General features: G+C 55.4%; 19 protein-coding genes. 7 read left to right on the top strand and 12 right to left on the bottom strand.

Annotation, left to right across the window (positions count from 1 at the left end):
* Nucleotides 1-27: 27 nt before the first annotated feature.
* Nucleotides 28-1,410 carry an MFS transporter gene (locus PO881_RS02900; RefSeq protein WP_280172433.1) on the bottom strand — a complete coding sequence of 461 codons (1,383 nt, stop codon included), beginning with the start codon at nt 1,408-1,410 and terminating at the stop codon, nt 28-30.
* A gap of 584 nt (nt 1,411-1,994) precedes the next feature.
* Between PO881_RS02900 and PO881_RS02895 the strand changes: the two genes are divergently transcribed.
* Nucleotides 1,995-2,549 (top strand): histidine phosphatase family protein, encoded by a 555-nt coding sequence (locus PO881_RS02895; protein ID WP_280172432.1) that lies wholly within the window; start codon nt 1,995-1,997, stop codon nt 2,547-2,549.
* On the opposite strand, the gene PO881_RS02890 is transcribed toward PO881_RS02895, so the two are convergent.
* Nucleotides 2,546-3,499 carry a WD40 repeat domain-containing protein gene (locus tag PO881_RS02890; protein WP_280172431.1) on the bottom strand — a complete coding sequence of 318 codons (954 nt, stop codon included), beginning with the start codon at nt 3,497-3,499 and terminating at the stop codon, nt 2,546-2,548. The two genes, PO881_RS02895 and PO881_RS02890, sit on opposite strands and share 4 nt — an antisense overlap.
* 415 nt (nt 3,500-3,914) lie before the next feature.
* Here PO881_RS02890 and PO881_RS02885 point away from each other — a divergent pair, with 415 nt between their 5' ends.
* A complete protein-coding gene (locus PO881_RS02885) occupies nt 3,915-4,928 on the top strand; it encodes a capsular polysaccharide synthesis protein (RefSeq protein ID WP_101762198.1) in 1,014 nt (337 codons plus the stop codon).
* Here the strand turns inward: PO881_RS02885 and PO881_RS02880 are convergent.
* On the bottom strand, nt 4,902-5,825 hold the full coding sequence (locus PO881_RS02880; RefSeq protein ID WP_101762199.1) for a LysR family transcriptional regulator: 924 nt from the start codon (nt 5,823-5,825) through the stop codon (nt 4,902-4,904). The two genes, PO881_RS02885 and PO881_RS02880, sit on opposite strands and share 27 nt — an antisense overlap.
* 120 nt (nt 5,826-5,945) lie before the next feature.
* Between PO881_RS02880 and PO881_RS02875 the strand changes: the two genes are divergently transcribed.
* Nucleotides 5,946-6,335 (top strand): tautomerase family protein, encoded by a 390-nt coding sequence (locus PO881_RS02875; protein ID WP_101762200.1) that lies wholly within the window; start codon nt 5,946-5,948, stop codon nt 6,333-6,335.
* Between the two features lie 213 nt (nt 6,336-6,548).
* Nucleotides 6,549-8,840, top strand: coding sequence for a phosphatidylglycerol--membrane-oligosaccharide glycerophosphotransferase (gene opgB / locus PO881_RS02870; protein WP_280172430.1), 2,292 nt, complete (start codon nt 6,549-6,551; stop codon nt 8,838-8,840).
* On the opposite strand, the gene PO881_RS02865 is transcribed toward opgB, so the two are convergent.
* Nucleotides 8,837-9,550, bottom strand: a complete 714-nt coding sequence (locus PO881_RS02865; RefSeq protein ID WP_280172429.1) for a GNAT family protein — start codon at nt 9,548-9,550, stop codon at nt 8,837-8,839. The genes opgB and PO881_RS02865 overlap by 4 nt on opposite strands.
* A 107-nt stretch (nt 9,551-9,657) precedes the next feature.
* Between PO881_RS02865 and PO881_RS02860 the strand changes: the two genes are divergently transcribed.
* Nucleotides 9,658-11,106, top strand: coding sequence for a PLP-dependent aminotransferase family protein (locus PO881_RS02860; protein ID WP_280172428.1), 1,449 nt, complete (start codon nt 9,658-9,660; stop codon nt 11,104-11,106).
* On the opposite strand, the gene PO881_RS02855 is transcribed toward PO881_RS02860, so the two are convergent.
* The 4 genes from PO881_RS02855 to PO881_RS02840 all read right to left on the bottom strand — a co-directional run bounded on the left by PO881_RS02855 (nt 11,103) and on the right by PO881_RS02840 (nt 14,917).
* On the bottom strand, nt 11,103-11,615 hold the full coding sequence (locus tag PO881_RS02855; RefSeq protein WP_192412452.1) for an RcnB family protein: 513 nt from the start codon (nt 11,613-11,615) through the stop codon (nt 11,103-11,105). The two genes, PO881_RS02860 and PO881_RS02855, sit on opposite strands and share 4 nt — an antisense overlap.
* 156 nt (nt 11,616-11,771) lie before the next feature.
* Nucleotides 11,772-12,917, bottom strand: coding sequence for a serine hydrolase domain-containing protein (locus PO881_RS02850; RefSeq protein ID WP_280172866.1), 1,146 nt, complete (start codon nt 12,915-12,917; stop codon nt 11,772-11,774).
* Nucleotides 12,918-13,100: 183 nt separating this feature from the next.
* A complete protein-coding gene (locus tag PO881_RS02845) occupies nt 13,101-13,883 on the bottom strand; it encodes a MetQ/NlpA family ABC transporter substrate-binding protein (protein WP_101762205.1) in 783 nt (260 codons plus the stop codon).
* A gap of 17 nt (nt 13,884-13,900) precedes the next feature.
* The gene (locus tag PO881_RS02840) at nt 13,901-14,917 is read right to left on the bottom strand and encodes an isopenicillin N synthase family oxygenase (protein ID WP_280172427.1); all 1,017 of its coding nucleotides are present in this window, start codon (nt 14,915-14,917) and stop codon (nt 13,901-13,903) included.
* 215 nt (nt 14,918-15,132) lie between these two features.
* Between PO881_RS02840 and PO881_RS02835 the strand changes: the two genes are divergently transcribed.
* Nucleotides 15,133-15,810 carry a YecA family protein gene (locus PO881_RS02835; protein ID WP_176970789.1) on the top strand — a complete coding sequence of 226 codons (678 nt, stop codon included), beginning with the start codon at nt 15,133-15,135 and terminating at the stop codon, nt 15,808-15,810.
* A gap of 82 nt (nt 15,811-15,892) precedes the next feature.
* Here PO881_RS02835 and PO881_RS02830 read toward each other — a convergent pair whose 3' ends face one another.
* Nucleotides 15,893-16,942, bottom strand: coding sequence for a DUF1176 domain-containing protein (locus PO881_RS02830; RefSeq protein WP_137385097.1), 1,050 nt, complete (start codon nt 16,940-16,942; stop codon nt 15,893-15,895).
* Nucleotides 16,943-17,025: 83 nt separating this feature from the next.
* Entirely contained in the window at nt 17,026-17,919 is an 894-nt protein-coding gene (locus tag PO881_RS02825; RefSeq protein WP_280172865.1) for a LysR family transcriptional regulator, read from the bottom strand.
* Nucleotides 17,920-18,007: 88 nt separating this feature from the next.
* On the opposite strand from PO881_RS02825, the gene PO881_RS02820 reads away from it, so the two are divergent.
* Nucleotides 18,008-18,787, top strand: a complete 780-nt coding sequence (locus PO881_RS02820) for an NAD(P)H-dependent oxidoreductase (RefSeq protein ID WP_280172426.1) — start codon at nt 18,008-18,010, stop codon at nt 18,785-18,787.
* Nucleotides 18,788-18,817: 30 nt separating this feature from the next.
* Here PO881_RS02820 and PO881_RS02815 read toward each other — a convergent pair whose 3' ends face one another.
* Nucleotides 18,818-19,147 (bottom strand): DUF1493 family protein, encoded by a 330-nt coding sequence (locus tag PO881_RS02815; protein WP_008107769.1) that lies wholly within the window; start codon nt 19,145-19,147, stop codon nt 18,818-18,820.
* A 128-nt stretch (nt 19,148-19,275) separates the two neighbouring features.
* Entirely contained in the window at nt 19,276-19,662 is a 387-nt protein-coding gene (locus PO881_RS02810) for a DUF1090 domain-containing protein (protein ID WP_280172425.1), read from the bottom strand.
* Nucleotides 19,663-19,956 lie beyond the last annotated feature (294 nt).

Here is a 19,956-nt window from a genome sequence, read left to right as displayed (position 1 = left end):
GGGTTGTGATTTACGCGATCCTGCTGGTCAGATGGCATCTTCCGGCAGATTGAGATCGCGTCCGCGCGTTTCCGGCGCCACGAAAGTGGTGAGAAAACCGATGCTGGCCATCGCCGTGAAGTAAACCGCGATCGGCCACCAGTGTCCGGTAAACGACAGCAGCGCCGCCGCCACTAATGGTGCGGTGCCTCCTGAAAGGATAGACCCTAGCTCTTTCGCTACCGCCATCTTGGTATAACGACGCTTCACGCCAAACATCTCGACGCCCCACGCTGCCTGCACGCCGAAAATACCCAGCGATGCCAGCGCCATGCCGACCACAATCACCGCGATGACAATCGTCGGGTCGCGGCTGTCCATCAGGCTAAAGGCGGGCCAGGCGTAGAACATCAGCAATAAGCAGAAGCAACGATAGGTTATACGGCGACCGAAGCGATCCGACAGCCAACCGGCAAACGGAATAATCACGAAGCCAAGTAACGAGGCGATGAACACCGCGGTGGTGGGCACCGACTTATCGATCATTAGCACTTTGGCGACGTAACCGACGATAAAGCCCTGCGCCAGATAAGAAGGGCCGTTTTCGCCGATGCGTAAACCCACCATGGTCCAGAAGGCGCGGGTGCGACGCCAGAAACTGCGCGCATCCACTTCTGCTTTCACCTGCGCCAGCGTGGCGTTTCGTTCGGCCTGCAATTCCGCCTGCTGGCGTTCAAACACCGGCGTTTCTCGCAGATGACGACGAATCCACAACGCCACCACCGCAATCAGTACGCTGCTGAGGAACGGAATACGCCAGCCCCACGCCAGCAAGCTCTCTTTGTCCATCTGGATCACCGCCAGCCAAACCAGCGAGGCGATCAGCGTGCCGCTGTTTGAGCCCAGCGCAATCACCGACGAGACCAAACCGCGACGCTCAACCGGCGCGTATTCGCCCAGCATCACTGTGCCGCCGGACAACTCTGCGCCCGCCCCCAAACCCTGGGTAAAGCGCAGCAGCACCAGACACGCCGGTGCCCAAACGCCAATGCTGGCATAGGAGGGAATCAAACCGATTAATGTTGTGGAGGCGCCCATCAGAATGATGGTCGAGATCATCACCGTTTTGCGGCCTTTACGATCGCCGATCCAGCCGAAAAGCAAGGCACCAATCGGGCGGGCAATAAAGCCAACCGACCAGGTGGCAAAACTCGAGAGCAAGGCGATAGTCGGCGTGGCTTCGGGGAAGAAGACATCACCAAAGATAATGCCGGCAGCGAGGCCATACAGCGCAAAATCCGCATATTCCATCGCGGTGCCGAGCCAGCACGAGAACGTGGCGCGCCAGAAATCTTTGCGGCCGGATGATGTTTCAAGCCGCGCGTCGGCAGCTGAGGAGGATGTCAGTGAGCTTTGTTGCGAAACCGTCATAACCCAATCCCTGAATGAGGTAAAAACAGCAAACGCCCTTCCGTGGGTCAGTTCCCTTGCAACAAGCGGAACTCCCCGGTGGCGACGTTCAGTAGGCAAACCTGGATGAAAAATCAGTAATGAATTCCCTGGTGTTGGAATCCGCTTCTTCGCCTGTTCCCGCCGATGTAATTTTCATCGATCGCATTAGTAAGGCAAATGTAACTGGGTCATCTCAAGGCCAACTTCGTCTCTGGCACCGTGAGTTATCACTATGGGCATAGTCTATCTACGCGCGTAGATAAATCAAGCAAAAATAGTGACATTTATTAGATAAACTTCACTATAACTCATGAGCACAAGATAAAAGAGGCGTTAATTCATGACATTACATCTAATGCGCGTATGCAAGAAATGTCTGATTACAACGTAATTAACGATTATTGCTTACCATTTAACGGCGCATACTGCATCTTCATCGCGCTGGTTTTCGCACAGTTCAGTTAAAGTTTAATGACACACCCGCAATATTCTTAAATGCCGTCACCGGTGCGCGACTGACTCAGCGTCTGCATTACACTGGAGAAAGATCACTCAGGAGCGCTATGACCATTATTCTTATGCGACACGGTAAACCCGATCATCCGGTCACGGGGCGCTTCACGGCTCGGGCGCTGGCCGACTGGTGTGAAGGTTACGATCAGGCTGATATTTGCGACTCCCCGCCGCCGCGCAGTCAGACCATTGCGCGCCTGGCGAGTGTGATCGCCACCAGCCCGCTGCCGCGCGCCCGCTCGTCGTTAACGCGGCTGGGCTTGCAGCCAAACGCGGTGGATGAGGTGTTCAGCGAAGTGGCGATACCGACGTTGCCGTTTGAACGCTTGCATCTGCCGCTCAACGTCTGGCTGGCGCTATTACGCTTGTTGTGGCTGTGCGGCTATGCCGGCCATGTCGAATCGGTGCAGCATGCGCGTGAACGTGCCCGTCTGGCGGCGGATAAACTGGTGGTGCTGTCGCAGCAAGGCACGGTGTTATTGGTTGGGCACGGCATCATGAATAAGCTGATTGCACGCGAGTTACGCAAGCGCGGCTGGCAGGCCGAAAAACATGCCAGCAGCCGCCACTGGAGCAGTGCGATTTATCATCGCCCGTTTATTTAAGGTTTGAGCTGAAAGTAACTCAGCACTTCACAACCGGTACCGGCCTGCGGCGTGGCAATCACTTTCATCTGCTGCAGATCAATCAGGCTGAGCGAACCGTCGCCCTCATTAGCAATCAGCAAGCTGTGATTATCCTCACTGAAGCAGCCATCCATCGGCTTGTTGCCAACATGAATATCGCCGAGCGGATTGAGCAGCTCGTCAAACAGCGTCACCACCGGCTCCTGATCGCCAATCGCCACCAGCCGCTCGCCGTTGGCACTGAAGCGCACCACCTGACACGGTTGCTGGTGGCCCGGCAACGTCAGGCGCTGGCGGATGCGATGGCTTTGCCGATCCACCACATACAGCAGCGGCGCATCGGCGGCGCTCGCCACCAGATAAGGATGTTTCGGCGAGGCGGCGATGCCGGAAATCGGGCCGGGCATCAGAATATTGTCAATAATCCGCCCTTCCGCCTCACACAGATCCACTACGGTAATGCTGGCGTCCTCTTCATTCTCGGTGAACAACTTGCGACCGCTGGGCGACAAAGTGAGTCGGTGCGCATTGTGCGAAGGCAGCTGAATGGTTTTCTCCACGCGATCGCTAACGGGATCAATCACCGCCACCACCGCGCTGTTTTCACAGCAGAGATAAACTTTACCGTCTCGTCCCAACTGGCCGCTGTGCGGTGCTTTTAACGGCGACAGATCGATAAAACCGCTGATCTGCCGCAGGCGCAGATCGATGATCGCCACTTTGTGCCCGGGATGCGGATTGTCGCCGTGAATGCCGTCGCCGTAGATCGGCACGTAAGCTTTCTCCAGCTGCGGCAGCATCAGAAGCTCGTGTGGACGCGGCGGAAAGGCATTTAACTCTTGTTCAACGGCAAAGGTTTCGGGATTGAGAAACAGCACGCGATTGCCCTGCTTATCGACCGCCAGTAATCCACGGTGGTGTCGCTGCATAGTGTCTCCTTTTGTTCGTCACCTCCTTTAAGCGTAGCCAACCCGCAATCAGGAGGGTATTTTCGCGGCAGGCCAGCGAAAAATGCAGCGAGGTTAACACGTGATCTCACACGCAATTTTTAATCCGCCCCGCGACTTACGCCACGCTATTGTTATTTTATTAGGAATAGTCTCAATGAGATAAAATAGAATAATCAACAATCCACGCGGTTATTTATCGTTAATTTAAAGCTTAACGGATCCTTGATTTTCCGGTTTATCTGAAAGGATCAAAAAGTGATAGCCGCGCCGCACAGAATGTTTTATTAAGCATAGGAGAGTACTTTTTTACACACAGCCTAAAGGACAATCAAGAGCGCTCAGCGCCGCGATTCAGGGACGCCTTGCCACCATAATCACAATAATCAGGTGCATCATGAATAAAAAACGCCTTCAGCCAGCGTTAACCCTCTGGCATAACTGGAAAAGACTCGCTTTTACCAGCCAGACTTTCCTGCAGAAAAAACAGCATAATGCGCTCTGTGCGCCGGAATACGATCCCAGCCAGGAGGACAATATCGTGTTACTTTCTGGCGAAAAAGATCTGCCAGAGATTCCAAAGAAAGTCTGGATGTATTGGGATAATGAATATTTACCGAAATCAATGGCGTTAAATATTAAAAAGATTCGTCAGGATAATCCCGATCATGAAATTCATTTATTAAATCGTTTAACGATAAAAGAAGTTTTACCGGATTTTATCTTTACCTCGACCCAATTAACCGCCCAACAACGCAGCGAGGTGATTCGTCTGGAATTACTGTTGCGTTATGGCGGCATTGCGATTGATTGCAGCACTTTATTATTTGAAGATCTCTCTTGGGTACATCGCGCGCATCAGGAACGTCGCATGGATGTGATTGGTTATTATCACGAAAACGCCACCGTCAACTATCTCGCGCCGGTGATTGAGAGCTGGTTCCTGGCGGCAACCGCCAATAATCCCTTTATCCGCGAGTGGCAAAAACATTACGCGCCGATCAAACATCTCGGCGAACAGAATTACTTCAGTGAATTGACTAAGCGCGATGATTATTCCCTGCTGACGCAGAAAATTGCGCAGCCGCAGCAGCAATTAGGTTCTCTGGCGCAGCAGATCGCCATGCGCGAACATCGCCGGGTGAATCTCTATCTGCGTAAATGCGAGGCGAACGCTTATTACTATCAGCGTTTAAGCGGCTGGAAAAGCGAGGCGTTTGCCCACGCGGTGCTGTTTCACCAGCGTCCACTCACGCCGCCACCGGTGATTAAACTCAGCGGCAATGAGCAGTTGCATCTCGACTTCAACCTGCGGCTCGGCAACTACAACCGCGGCAGTTTGTTGGGTCAGATGATGCAAACGCCTGCGCCGATCGCGCTGGCATCACCCATCAACAAAGCGCGCGCGTAACCAGTGAATTAAGGTGGTCACCGCCCGTGGTACCTGTGCGGCATACGGGCGCACCACCCACAACCGGTCGGCGAACGCATCCACCGCTTGCCACTGCGGCAGCACCTGCTGCAGCGTGCCGCTGGCGAGTGCCGCGCTGGCACTGAAATCCGGCAGCATCGCAATGCCCAAACCCTGCAATGCGGCATCGCGGATCGACTCGCTGTTGTTGGTGGCAAAGTTGCCCTGAATCTTCACCTGCACGGTTTCGCTGCCGCCGTCCGCTAATCGAAAGCGCCACTGCGGCGATTCGAGTCCGCGCGGATAATAAAGACAATTATGCTGCTGCAACGCCTGCGGTGAATCCGGCAGGCCGTTTTGCGCCAGATATGCCGGCGACGCCACCAGCAGCGCGCGGGTTTCACACAGCGGCAGCGCAACATGGGTTTCAGGCAGGCTATCACTGTGGCGAATCGCCAGATCAAAGCCTTCACTGCCGAGCGACACCAGACGATCGGTGACATCCAGCTGCAAGCGCACCTGCGGATAGTCGCGCAGGAAATCGCCAATGATCGGCACCAGTTGCTGACGCGCAAACGCCACCGGCGCTGTGACGCGCACCATGCCACGCACTGGACCGGCTTCATCGCGCACGCTGAAAAAGCTCTGCGCGATACGCGCGAAGGGATCGCGCAGCTCATCCACCAGCTTTTCACCGGCGGAAGTCAGCCGCACGCTGCGAGTGGTGCGCTGCACCAACGCCACGCCCGCCATCTTTTCCAGCTCTTTAATCTTCTGACTCATCGCCGCTTTGCTGACGTCTAATCGTTCCGCCGCGCGCGTAAAACTGCCGAGCTCAGCCAGCACGGTTAACCAGTGCAAATGGACCCAAAGGCTATCGGTTTTAATTTCTTTCATATCGATTGTTCAAAATAATAAATAATCAATTCAACCAGCGCGCTTTTTCTTTCCGGCAGCAAGCGGCAGCATAGCGCCACATCCTACTCTTTTCATGTGAGCAAAAACGAGGTTTTATTTATGCCGTTACTGACATTCGACGTTATTCAGGGCCGTTCAGAATCAGAAATCCGCACATTGCTGGATGCCGCACACCGTGCGGTCTTAACCGCCTTCAAAGTCCCGGCGCGTGATCGTTATCAGATTGTTCACGAAAACAAAGGTTATCAGATGGTCTTTCAGGATACCGGCTTAGGCTTTGCGCGAACCGACAATCTGGTCATGGTGCGCGTATATACCAGCCCGAGAAGTGAAGAACAGAAGTGCCTGTTTATGGCAGAGTTAGCACGCGAGCTGCTGGAAAATTGTGGCGTACAGGGCACGGATTTGATGATTAGTTTTATCACCAACAGTAAAGGCGACTGGAGCTTTGCCGACGGCGAAGCGCAATACCTCACTGGAAAACTCTGATTCCCTTCTCTGCCCTCACTGGCAGCAGTCCGTCCGTTGCTGCCAGGCTAAACCACAGTCAGCCTGAACCCGCCTTAAACGAATCGGAATGCATCGCACAAATCTGGTTGGATGTGTTGCAGCCATGTGACACCCAATATAGATTGTCGCAAAATCCCCGCAGAGGGTCGTTGGCGCAAGGATTGCGTATTCATTCAAAATGAGGATCTGACGTTGTCCGAATTGGTTTCGGTAGTACTCTTTTTGGCTGCGATTGCAGTCTACTCCTTCAAAGCCGGGCGAAATAAATTTTGGTTTAGTCTGATCCTGCTGCTGCTCACGCTGTTTATCGTGCTTAACGTCACGCTGGTCGCCAGCAACTATTTTACCGGCGATGGCATTAATGACGCGGTGCTGTATACCCTGACCAACAGCCTGACCGGCGCGGGCGTGAGCAAATATGTGGTGCCCGCCATCGGACTGATCATCGCGTTGTTCTCGCTATTTTGCCTGCTTTCATGGTTATTGCGCCGCCGTAAGCGGCCGCACCACCTCGGCTGGAGTTTGCTGGCGATTGCCTGTGCTGCGGGTTCGGTACAAACCACGCCTGCGTTCCGCCAGGTGAAAGAGCTGATCGCCTCACATTCGCGCCTCGCCGATTCGGACTTCGAAACCTATTACAAAACGCCTAATAAGGTGATCGCCGAGCCAAAGCTCAACCTGGTCTACATTTATGGCGAAAGTCTTGAACGGACCTACTTCGATCAGCAGGCATTTCCCGGTCTGGCCCCGGAACTCAGCCGCGAAAAAGATAACAGCATCGATTTCAGCCAAACCGAACAATTGCCTGGCACTGATTACACCATCGCGGGGATGGTGGCTTCACAGTGCGGCATCCCGCTGTTTGCGCCTTTTGATGGCAACGCCTCGGCCTCGCTCTCCAGCTTCTATCCGCAGAATATTTGTCTGGGCGACATTCTTAAAAACTCTGGCTATGAGAACTGGTTTATTCAGGGTGCCGATTTACGCTTCGCCGGTAAAGACACTTTTCTGCTGTCGCATGGCTTTGATGCGGCCAATATGTATGGCTCGCAGGAGCTGAAAAGTCGCGTCGCCGATCCCGGCTATCGTAATAACTGGGGCTACTACGATGACACGGTGATGGACGAGGTATTTGAGAAATACGAAGAGCTGTCGCGCGCGCAAAAACGCTTCGCCTTGTTCACCCTTACCGTCGACACCCATCACCCGGATGGTTTTATCTCGCGCAGCTGCCAGCGCAAAAGCTACAGCTATGATGGCAAACCAAACCAATCCTTTAGCGCGGTCGCCTGCTCGCAGGAGCATGTGGCGCGTCTGATTGAACGCATCAAAGCGTCGCCGTGGTTTAAAAACACCATCATCGTGGTGACCTCCGATCATCTGGCAATGAATAACACCGCGCATCAATACCTGATCAAGCAGCCGCGCCGTGACCTGTTTATGGTGATTCGTGGCGATCAGCCTCAGGCGGAAGAGCTCGACGCCAAACGCAGTACGCTGGATAACGGCGCCACGGTGCTGGATATTCTCGGCGGGGATAACTCGATTGGACTTGGTCGCAGCGGCCTCTCTTCCACCTCGCTGTCAACCGAGTTTGAAGACATGGCGAAGCGCGTCACGGCGTGGAAAGCGGATATCATTCAACTGTGGAATTTCCCCAGTAAGATGGACAGCTTTACCGTCGATCAACAAAAAAACACCTTCACCTTCTCCGGCGCAACCTTCAAATTGCCGATTCTGTTCCGCGTCTCCGATAAGCATGTTGAACCGCTGCCCGAAGGCGAATACGCGGAGCCACTGCGTTATCAGCTGGCTAAATTTGCTGCCGACGACAAATTCGTTTGGGTCGATCGCTGCTTCAAAATGGCGCGCCTGTGGCAGCCAGATTTAGCTCTGTCGAACGATTTGTGTGTTTCGATGGGACAGATGGGCGCCAAACCGAGCGTTACCCGCATTGATAAACCGCAGTGGAAAGCGAAAGTCAGCTTCCCCAAAGCCGAAGTGAGTGCGGCAACCTTCCAGCTCAACGAGCAGCAGATTCGGATTGAAGACAACGCGATTCGCTACAACGCGGACCGCTTCCTGTTATCAGTGCCTGGCGCGCCAACCAGCGTCAAAAGTTTTAAAGGGATATCTCGCCCGGAAGAGTGGGGACGCTGGTCAAATGCCAATCTGGCCCCGGAAGTGAATATTGAGTACACCGATCCGCTGCCAGAACGCTTTGACGTGGTGATCACCGCGCGGGCGTTCGGTCCGAACGCGCACCGTCCGATTCCGGTGCGCGTTGGCGATGAAGAGCAGCAACTGAATTTAGGTGAGGATTTCTCTACCACCACGCTGCATTTCACCAATCCAACCGGCAGCCGCAATTTGATCATTGCGCCACCGGAGCCGCAGGAGTCGAATGTCGGCAATATCATCGGACAGGATCCCCGCAAACTGGGGATCGGCATGGTGGATATAAAAATAATTCCGCAAAACTAACGTAGGGTGCGCAGCGCCTCCAGCTTTTCGCGTTGCGTCCCCTCCGCCGTAAAGTTCTCTGCCGCCAGCCAGCGTTCGAAGCCCTGTTTCACCTGCGGCCAATCGCTATCAATAATCGAGAACCAGCAGGTATCCCGGCTGCGGCCTTTATAGACAATCGCCTGACGGAAAGTCCCTTCGAACTGAAACCCTAAACGCTGTGCCGCGTTTCGTGATGGCTGATTGCAGCTGTCGCACTTCCACTCATAGCGCCGGTAGCCCAGTTGATCAAAGGCGTAGCGCATCAGCAGATAGTGCGCTTCAGTGGCCATGCGCGTTTGTTTGAGCAACGGCGAGAAGGCGACATGGCCGATCTCCACCGATCCGTTTGTCGCATCGATGCGCATTAACGCCAGGCTACCGACCGCGCGGTTGCTAACGGGATCGATCACCGCGAAATGCATCGGATCGCGCCCGTTTTCCAGCTGACGCGCATAGGCAATATAGGCCGCTTCATCGGCAAAAGGTTCGGCGAACATATAGGTCCAGTCACGGCCATCTTCAGCCAGCGCATAGGGAGCATAGAGTTCGCGGCCATGACGCTCAGCACTCAGCGGTTCAAGGCGGCAATAGTCACCGGTGAAGGTTTCATAGCTCGGCCAGGCGCGGGGTTGCCAATCTGGCAGCGGAAATCCTACCGGTTGTCCGTAATCATTCGTGTGTTGCGACATAGCTTAATTCCTTTATCAGTCAGGGCCAGAATCGCAGAGTGCCACTTTGCTGGTGTGTTAAAAAGCGCCACAATGGTTGAAATTGATGGATCCACGGAACCGCGTAAATGAGTGATATTGCACTGCATCGATTATTGTTGGCCCCGCTAGAGACCAACGGCGAACTGACGCTGCAACAGCAGCTGTTCCAGCGTATCAAGCAGGCGATTCTGACCGGCAAACTCGCTGCCGGTACGCGTTTGCCCGCAACACGCCAGCTGGCGCTGGATCTCGCGGTTTCACGCAATACGGTGATCGCCGTCTGGGCGCAACTGCAGGCTGAAGGATTTTTGCTGAGCGATCGCCAGGGCAGTCGCATCAGCAATATGGCGCAGCTACCGCAGGAAACTCAGCCGGCCGCCAGCAGCGAAATTGTCTTGTCACCGCGCATCGCTCAGTTGCGATCCAGCCATCGCACATTGAGTCAGGAGATGGCGCTGCGGCCCGGCGTTCCTTCGTTAGCACATTTCCCGTTGGCTCAGTGGCGACGGGCGCTGAACCGCGTGATGCTGCATCAGCCGCAGCAACTGCTGGGCTATGGCGATCCGCTCGGCGAACGCACGCTACGCGCCGCGCTGGCGCAGCATCTGGCATTAGCGCGCGGCGTGCGCTGTACGCCCGAACAAATCGTAATTACCGAAGGCGCGCAGCAGGCATTAACGCTGTGCGTGGCGCTGCTCAGCAGCCCTGGCGACATCGGTTGGGTGGAGGAGCCGGGATATCGCGGGGCGAAAGCGGCGATGCGGCTGGGAGATATGCGTATTGAACCGATAGCGGTCGATGCACAAGGTCTGGCGCCGCAGCCGCAGGACTGGCAGCAGCGTCCGCCGCGCCTGATTTACACCACGCCAACGCACCAATATCCCACCGGCGCAATCATGAGCGCACCGCGTCGTCTGGCGCTGCTGGCGGCCGCGCGGCAACAGCAAACGTGGATTATCGAAGATGATTACGACAGCGATTTTCGTTACAGCGGCGAGCCAATCGCCGCCATGCAAGGCATGACGCAGCCAACGCCGGTGATCTACGTCGGCTCGTTCAGCAAAACGCTGTTTCCGGCGCTACGCCTCGGGTTTATGGTGTTGCCGCCGCAGTTGGTCGCGCCGCTGCGCCCTGCGCTGCATGAACTGCTGCGCGGCGGGAATCGTCCTGAGCAGCAGGCGCTGGCGCTGTTTTTACGCAGCGGTGATTTTAGCCGTCATTTGAGCAAAATGCGCCGTCTGTATCGCCAACGGCAGGCGACGTTGCGACAGGCATTGCAGCAAACGTTTGGCGCACAGGTTCCGTTGCTGGGCGGCGAATGCGGCATGCATCTGGTGTTATCACTGGCTGCGGATCAAAACGATATGGCGTTGGTGGATCGGCTGATCCAGAGTGGCTACGCGCCGGGCGCGCTGTCGGGATTTTATCTCGGTGAGCAGAAGCAACAAGGGCTGGTGCTGGGTTACGGTAACACCAGCACCAGCCAGATTACGGCGGGCGTCGCGCAGTTAGCGCGTCTACTGCGCAGGAATTAACCGCGGAAGAAGATTTCGCCTGATTTGCCCATCACGATCTTACCGGTGTCATCGGTGATCAGGATGTAGTTGGCATTGATGTACGCCCAGTGCGTGCCTGGCTGCGGCGCTGGCAGATGGCGTGGCTTCCACTCAACAATGGTGTACTGCTTTTTACGGTACTCATCTGGCACCACATCGCCCACTTTGTACTCTTTGTAGTCGATGATGATGGTGTTCAGATCATAGTTGTTTGGCGCAGCCGCATTACCGCTTTGCGGTGGACGAATCGGCGCGACATCGCCGCTGGATTCAGCCGGTTCATTGCTGGCAGGCGCATCGGCGGCCGGCGCCTGAGCGGGTGCATCAGCGGCGGGTGCCTGGGTTTGCGCGTCGGGTGCGGTTTGCTGCACCTGTGGCGGCATGGGTACGGCGTCTGTTTGCTCGCCTTCCGCCAGCGCGGCCGGAGCAAGGCTTAAAGCGCCCAGAAAAATTCCTGCAGAAAGAAGATTGACGTGTGTCCTGCGCATGGGTGATTTCCACTCTGGTTAATTATTAACTGTCCATTTAACTGACACGTTAAGCACGCAGAAGGTTCCCCCGGCGCGCTTAGCGCGTCAAATTTCGCTGCTCAGCATACCTCAGCTCAGGCGCTTTTTGGCGCAGTAAAATTGCAAGCAACCATGTTAGTTTTTGTCGTGCGCTTTATTTGCCAGATCCCTCAATAACGCGATGCCCAGATAGTTACTCCAGTTAAACGCGTTCTGCAGCACCACAATCGCATTGCCGTTCTGTTTATCAAAGCCAATAAAGCTGGAGTAACCGCCGATATAGCCAACCTGATAGGTAATCTGCTGATCGCCGTAGGTATCCGTAACCCAGGCGATATTTTGTGACTGATTGCCGTGCTGTTCGTAGCCGTGATTGACCTGCGCAAACGCCGCATTGAGCGAAGCACCCGCGCCGTCATGCAGGTGCGCATCCAGATAGCGAATCAAATCGCGCGCGTTGCTGTAGAGGCTGGCGGCCGCCACCATATTGTTGTTAAACGCCCAGTCCGGCGTGATTTGCCCGCGAGGAATCAGCTTAGGCTGATCGCCGGCATGGCCGAGCGCACGCCAAGGATAGCCGCGCAGGCTCTGCGGCTTGAAGCTGCTGCTGGTCATGCCCAGCGGCTGGAACAGATTACGCTGCGCCAGCGTTTCGATGTCCTGATGGAAGCGATATTTAAGGATGTAGCCCAACAGCGCATAGCCGAGATTGGAATAGCGCGCGCCGGGATGCGCGGGCGCGTCAAAGTCGACCAGATAATCCAGCACGGCATCGCTGTCGAGGTTGCCATAAAAGTTCTCTCCGCTACGCAGATAGCCCATAAATTTCATGAACATCGGCAAATCCATATCCTGACGCGGCAAGCCCGAGGTGTGCGTCACCAGCTGCAACAGCGTGATGCGTTTGGCATCGGCGCTCAGCGGCACGTTGGGCGGCAAAAGCGTCGCTAAGGTGTCGTTCCAGTGCAGTTCACCGCGATCCACCAGCTCAATAATCACCTCCGCGGTGATGCCTTTACTCAGCGAGCCGAGCGCAAATAAAGTGTCTGGCGTAATGGGATAACGGTGCAGCGCATCGGTGACACCAAAACTGTAAAATTCAGGCTGGCTGCGTTGATGGATAATGGCGATGCTGATGCCAGAAACCTGCTTTTGCTGCATGTAATGGCGCACGATGTCATCCACGTTTTCATTAAAAGTCGCGTGTGAAAGATAGACTTTATCGCTAACGGGCGCGGAGGTTTGCGACAAGGTGCCGCAGGCGCTGAGCAATACGCTCATGCCCAGCACAATGATGCATATTGTTAAACGATGGCACAGCACCCGTTTATTCCTGGCGAAGGTAATCATGGCAATGGATTGAGCGAATTTTTATGTTTTATAAAGGGTGCGACGGGTGTTGGTGGCGAAATATAGCACAGAAGAAAGTCAGCGCCACCTGCCAAAAACAGGTGGCGGCGGGGATTATTGATTAACGGGAATAACCGATCCTTTATAGTGCTGGTTAATAAATTCAGCAGTTTGCTTTGACTCCAGATCTTTCGCTAGTTCCAGAATACGCGGATCGTGCGCCAGTTTCGGCGTGGTGACCAGCACGTTGGCATACGGATTATCTTTCGCCTGTTCCAGCGCCAGCGCATCCTTCGACGGCACTAAACCGGCCTGCAACGCGTAGTTGCCATTGATGATCGCCAACTGCGCATCATCCAGCGCGCGCGGCAGCTGCGGCGCTTCCACTTCGATAATCTTCAGATGGTGCGGGTTGTCAGTAATGTCTGCGGAAGTCACCAGCGTATTGGCGCTGCTGCTTTTCAGTTTGATCAAACCATTGGCCTGCAACAGATAAAGTGCGCGGCTCAGATTGGTGACATTATTCGGTACCGCCACCTGCGCGCCATCAGGCAGATCTTTCAGTGATTTCACTTTGTGCGAGTAGATGCCAAGTGGCTCAATATGCACGGTGGCGACCACAGAAAATTTCTCGCCCAGCGCTTTTTCCTGATCGCGCAGATAAGGCACATGCTGGAAGTAGTTGGCATCCACGTCACCGCGCGCCAGCAGTTCGTTGGCGTTGAGGTTGCCGTTGAGTTCAATCACTTTGAGATCGAGTTTCTTGTCGCTCTGTTTGATGTGGTTGAGGATTTCGCTGTGCGGTACGGCATCGGCCGCCACGCGCAGCGCGGCCGCCGAGGCGTAAGTGCTGAACACCGAAACCATCGCCAACGCTGCTATCACCTTTTTATTCATCTGCTTCCCTTAGTTTCTTATGATTTAACGCTATTGAGAGTGTCAGCGTAATAACGCTGCGCCACGTCGCGATGCGATCGCAAACGTCCTTTGAGATAGTTCCAGCCCACTTCACGCAGCAGCGGATTGCTGGGATCGCTGGTCGGTCCGCGCGCTTCTGCCGCCAGCTGCGGCGGTAATTGATACAGCGGCACTTCGGCGTCAAGCTGCGCGCCGAGGAAGAAAGCGATGGAGATGCGCTGCTGTTTTGCCGGCGGCGACACCACGCGATGCACGGTGGCGCGCAGATAACCGTTGGTGGCGATCTCCAGCAGTTCGCCGATGTTCACCACAAAAGCGCCCGGTTTCGGCAGCGCATCAATCCACTGATCTGGCATGACTTCAACCTGCAATCCGGGTTGATCGTCCTGCAACAGAAAGGTCAGAAAGCCGGAATCCTTATGCGCGCCGACACCTTGCTGGCTGGCAGCGGCATCCTGACCCGGATAGCGAATCAGCTTCACATGTTCGTTGGGGTGCGTGCCGTACAGCGCGTCAAACGCGTCCGGCGGCAGCGACAGAGATTTGGCGAAGGCGCGCAGTAAACGCAGCGCCACGTCGGTCATCGCCTGCTGCCACGCGTGGATCACCGGACGCAGCTGCGGTAGCGCCTGCGGCCACAAATTGGGTCCTTGCAGCTGCTTCCACGCCGGATCGTCTGGTTGCAACGTCAGGGCGGCCCGTTCTGCACCGATATCAAACTGCTCACGCTGATCGCGCTGCTCACGGGTGTATTCCACGCCCGCGCGGTTGTAGCCACGAAAATGCGGTGAATGGATCATCGAAACGCGCTGCTTCTCTTCATCTGGCAAGGCAAAGAACGCGCGCGTGATGCTTTGCACGTTCTGCAGCAGCTGCGGATTGATGCCATGATTCACCAGATAGAAGAAGCCGACGTCTCGCGCGGTTTCGCGCAGCTCGGCGAGGTATTGCGCCTGTTCCGCATCCGGCAGTTCCAGCAGGGCTAAATCCAGTACCGGCAATGTGCTGGCCATACTTTTGCATCCTTCGTGCAGAAAAATTCTGCCTTTACGCTGCCATCTGCTGACAAATGCAGCCAATACTGTTGCGCGATAAGTTATGGCGAATCATTTTTAGGAGAGGTTCAGTAATCGATATGCAAAAAGCGATAAATCGCGCCCGCTTCCCGCTATAATCGCCGCCAATTAACTTTGGGCATGGCCCATCAATGAACAGCAGGAGACGCCGTATGAACCAGGGTCCGTTAACCGAAAAAGAGCTCAACTGGCTTGAAGATATGCTGGAGAAATACGGCAACGAACACTCGGTGGTGGATACCGCTGAGCTGGACGGCATGCTGACGGCGTTGCTCTCAGGCCCGAACGACATCGAACCGAGCGAATGGCTGGTGGCGATGTGGGGCGGCAAAAAGCACATTCCAAAGTGGTCGAATGAGCGTGAGATGGATCGCTTTATGACGCTGACCTTCCAGCATCTGAACGACATCGCCGAGCGTCTGGCCGAGTTCCCGGAGCAGTTTGATCCGCTGTTTGGCACCCAAGAGATGGAAGGCCAGGAATTCACCGTGGTGGAAGATTGGTGCTATGGCTATTTGCGCGGCGTGGCGCTGGATGCGGACTGGTCGCTGCTGCCAGAATCACTGCAGCCGATGATGGAGGCGATTGCCTTGCACGGCAGCGAAGATCATCTGGCGAAGCGCGAAGCCTTCACCCCGGAAGAGTTTGAAGCCAGCATCGAGGCGATTCGCCCCGCGGCGCTGGAGCTGCATGAATACTGGCAGGAACAGCGCATGGCACAGCCCGATCCTGAACCTCAACTGCCGCACTTTGCCGGCGAGAAAACCGGCCGTAACGATCCTTGCCCGTGCGGCAGCGGTAAAAAATATAAGCAGTGCTGCGGTAAATAATATTTGCACCTTCCGTAGCGGCGCAATTTATTGCGCGTCCCTGGCCTTTTAATCGCGCCGCTACCGATATGTGCGTTTTTTTTCAGGGAGCCGGTTTCACCTCGGTCACCCAGGTTGGCAACTGCCATGCGCCGCCCGCACGAATCGCGCGGCACATGCCGGTGGTGGCATCGCTGCTCTGCTCAAACGCTTTGCCATCCCACACCCACGCCGCTGTACTCCAGCAATCGCCGATGCCGCGCCCTTTCTGCGCTTCTGAGATCACACCTTCACTGTAATCAGAGCCGGAATCCGTCACCAGCTGCGGCGTGCCCTGCAATGCTTTATCGATCAGCCAATAGCCATAACCTTCGTTATACGCCCCGCGCCAGCACAGCGCGGCGATCAGCACATGCGCATCATCAACCGGCGTTAAGGTCAGCGGCTCCGCGCCCTCTTCCGGCTGATCGTCGGACGGAGCCAGATTGTCGCAGCTGTCGTCGTCGGTGAGTGAAGCAATCAGCTTTGGCTTCAACAGCGCCAGCTCATCGGCCGTCAACGGACGCGCATCGGCCTTAGCCACTTTTACCTGCTGAATCACCGGCATCGCCATCGCTGCCGGTACGCTGCTTTCCGGCTTGTTGCCTTTGCGCACCAACGCGCCCGGCGTACTAAGACGACCTTGCGCATCATCCATCTTCAGCAGCACAGCAAATGCGCCATTGCTGGAGAGATCGAAAGGCTCTTCACCACCGCGAAACTCCACTTTGCCGCTGCCTTTAATGCCGTTAATTAGCGCCTGGGTTTGTTCATCCGTCAGCGTCCATTCGTCGTTATCGGCTTTCGCCACGTCGCCCAGCGCACGATCATCAATCCACAACGCTAAGTTGTTCACCACTTTAGAATCATCATCGCCGGTATCGGCCAGCACCACACGGCCGTGCGTCACCGCATTGGGACCGCCCGCGCGCACCAGCAACACCGAGCCGCCCGCGCCCTCTTCGGCGCTGTAACCAGCGGCACGACAGGTCAGCGTGTTATCGCAGGCCAGTTCCCAGTCTTTGTGGCTAAACGAGACGCCGTCTTGATCTGCCAACAGCGGCGCACTCAGGCTGGCAAGTAGCGACATCGCCAGCAGCAATCGGGTAATCATGCCATCTCTCCATAATGGTAAAGGTGGCTAGTGTGATGATTTTTGTGACGCGGGAGAAGTGAATTTTTTGCGGCGATGCTGATTTAAAGCGCCGCCACAATCTGCTGCCGCAACCACTGCTGGGCCGGATCGCGGTGCAGACGTTCATGCCACAGCAGCAAAATATCAAAGCCCGGCACTTCCAGCGGTAGATCGATAACCGCGAGGTGCGAAGCGTGACGCACCAACCGCTCGGGCAGCACCGCCACTAAATCACTGCTCGCCAGCGTTTCCTGCATAAACAAGAAGTGCGGCACCGACAGCACCACGCGGCGTGAACGCCCGAGCTTCGCCAGCGCATTATCGGTGGCGGCGCTAAAGCCACCGCCATCGGGCGATACCATGACAAATTCCAGCTGACAGAATTGATCCAGCGTCGGCAGACGTTGCAACTGCGGGTGATCGCACCGTCCCGCCAGCACGTAGCGCTCGCTGAACAGTTTGCGTTGATGCAGCGTCGGCGGCGCGTTATCGCCCGTATGAAACACCACATCCAGCTCGCCTTTTTCCAACTGCTGCGCCACCAGCGGCGGATTCAGCGCCAATATCGCCATACGACTTTGCGGCGCAGCAGCGCGGATCAGGTTGAGCGCAGGCAGCACCAACGCTGACGAGGTGTAATCGGTGGCGGCGATGCGCCAGGTGTCATCGGCATTGGCCGGATTAAAGGCATCGGGCGGCGCGACCGCACGCTCAACCGCTTCCAGCGCCAGACGCAGCGGCTCACGCAGAGCTGCTGCGCGCGCCGTTGGCAGCATGCCACGCGGCCCCGGTAACAATAGCGGATCGTCAAAATGCCTACGCAATCGCGCCAACTGAGCGCTGACGGAAGGCTGCGAGAGATGCAAACGCTGCGCCGCGCGCGTAACGTTGAGTTCGCTTAACAGCACGTTGAGCGTCTGCAGCAGATTCAAATCCAGCGAGTCGATATTCACTATGGCTATACCTGAGATATCAGCAATTGATTTCCACTATAGCCAGCGCCGACTTAATCTGCAGTGGTTTTCATCTCACAGGATTAAGCCCATGAATGTACTGATTGTGTATGCCCATCCGGAACCGCTTTCGCTGAGCGGTTCACTTAAAGACTTTGCCGTACAGCATTTGCAGCATGCCGGACATCAGGTGCAGGTCTCTGATCTCTATGCGATGCAGTGGAAAGCGCCGCTCGACGCTGCCGACACGCGCGCCCCGTTAGTGGGCGACCACTTCGATGCGACGCTGGATTCTCGCTTCGCCTACGATCATCAGCTGCAGGCCGCCGATATCGCCGCGGAGCAGGAAAAGTTGCGCTGGGCCGATACGGTGATTTTTCAATTTCCGCTGTGGTGGTTTTCGATGCCCGCCATCATGAAAGGCTGGTTTGACCGCGTTTACGCCAACGGTTTTGCTTACGGCGTGGGCGAGCACAACGAACAGCATTGGGGCGATCGTTACGGCGAAGGCAATCTTAGCGGCAAACGTGCAATGCTGGTGGTGACGACCGGCGGATGGGAATCGCATTACAGCCCGCGCGGCATTAACGGCCCGATCAACGATCTGCTGTTTCCGATTCAGCACGGCATGCTGTTTTATCCCGGCTTTAGCGTGCTGCCGCCGCTGGTTTTCTATCGTGTACAAAAGTCAGCAGCAGAACGATTTGCTGGCTGGTGCGATGCGCTGGCTACAAGGCTGGATACGTTGGCGGAAACCGCGCCCATTGTCTACCGTCAGCAGAACAGCGGCGACTATGAGATTCCTGCGCTGACCTTAAAGGCGGAGTTTGTCCCGGAAGAGAGTGGCTTTGGCGTGCATGTGAAGCGGTGAAAGGTGGCAGACTCGGCGCTGAGCCTGCTGTTACTCGTACAGCCAGCGCCCCGCTTTTGCTGATTCAATCAACATTCCCAGCGTGAAATCGGGTACCACCGGCACTTCACGCTTATTGAATGGATTGAGAATCTGCGCCAGCGAGGGCTCATCGGGATAGTAGGTTTCAATGACGAATCCGCCGCGATCGACGCTGAACTCGCCGAAGAACTCATCCATCAGCGCAGCGGCTTCTTCACGCTCGAAGTTAAGATCGCTATCAATATCAATCTGCGGCGTCAGCGTCTTTTGCTTAAACAGGTAAACGCCGTCGTAACGCCGCACCAGCTCGTAGATACGCTGCTCAATTTCAACTGTCATCGCTTCTGCACCTCCACTGATTTCACCGGAGCGCCATTCTGCCATGCAATCCCAACAGTTGGATGAAAAAAATCTCTGCAGGAGAATTTTGAGACAAAGAGCCAGTTTTCCCAGCCGGGATGCCTGGTTTATTGCGTTAATGCATCCCGAGCTTCTTTCAACTCATCTCGCGCGTCAGCCAGTTTACGCTGCTGCTTCTCAATTTTATCGCTGCGGCCTTTGGCCTGCGCTTCCCTTAGATCTTGTTCGCGCTCCTGCACTTTCAATTGCTTCTCGGCCACTTTCTGCTGGCGCGCTGTAAGCAAGCCGCTGTCGGTGCAGTTTGCATTGGTTTCGCGTAACGCCTTTTCCAGACCGGCGATGCGCGCAGCATTGCCATGCTCACGCGCCATCGCCAGCTCTTGCTGGATATCCTGCTTTTTAGCGGCGCAGCCGGTGGCTGGGTTGGCAGCCTGAACAGACGTCACGGTCAAAGCAGAGAAAAGAATCGAAAGGGAAATCAGGGTGTTTTTCATGGTGAACTCTTGGTTTACATTGATGGGCGCTATTATACGAAGAGTTCTTAACAAGATCTTAAGTACCACACATCAGCACTAACTTTGCATAGAATCAGTATGGCTTTGCCGTGATAACGACGGGAATGGTATAAATGGAATTATTGTATTTATAAGCAGGGAGATTATTAAAAGAAAAAACCTTACCTTTCACATTCAAATAAATCACTCCATTTTCAATCTTACTTAGTGCTTTAGAATCAGAAGTAATGAGGAAGGGTGAATAATCATTACTTAAAGCTTCTTGAATGCCTC

It is taken from the genome of Pantoea sp. SS70 (genome assembly GCF_029866845.1).
Taxonomy (GTDB): domain Bacteria; phylum Pseudomonadota; class Gammaproteobacteria; order Enterobacterales; family Enterobacteriaceae; genus Pantoea; species Pantoea leporis.
This window is presented reverse-complemented; position numbering and strand designations above follow the sequence as displayed.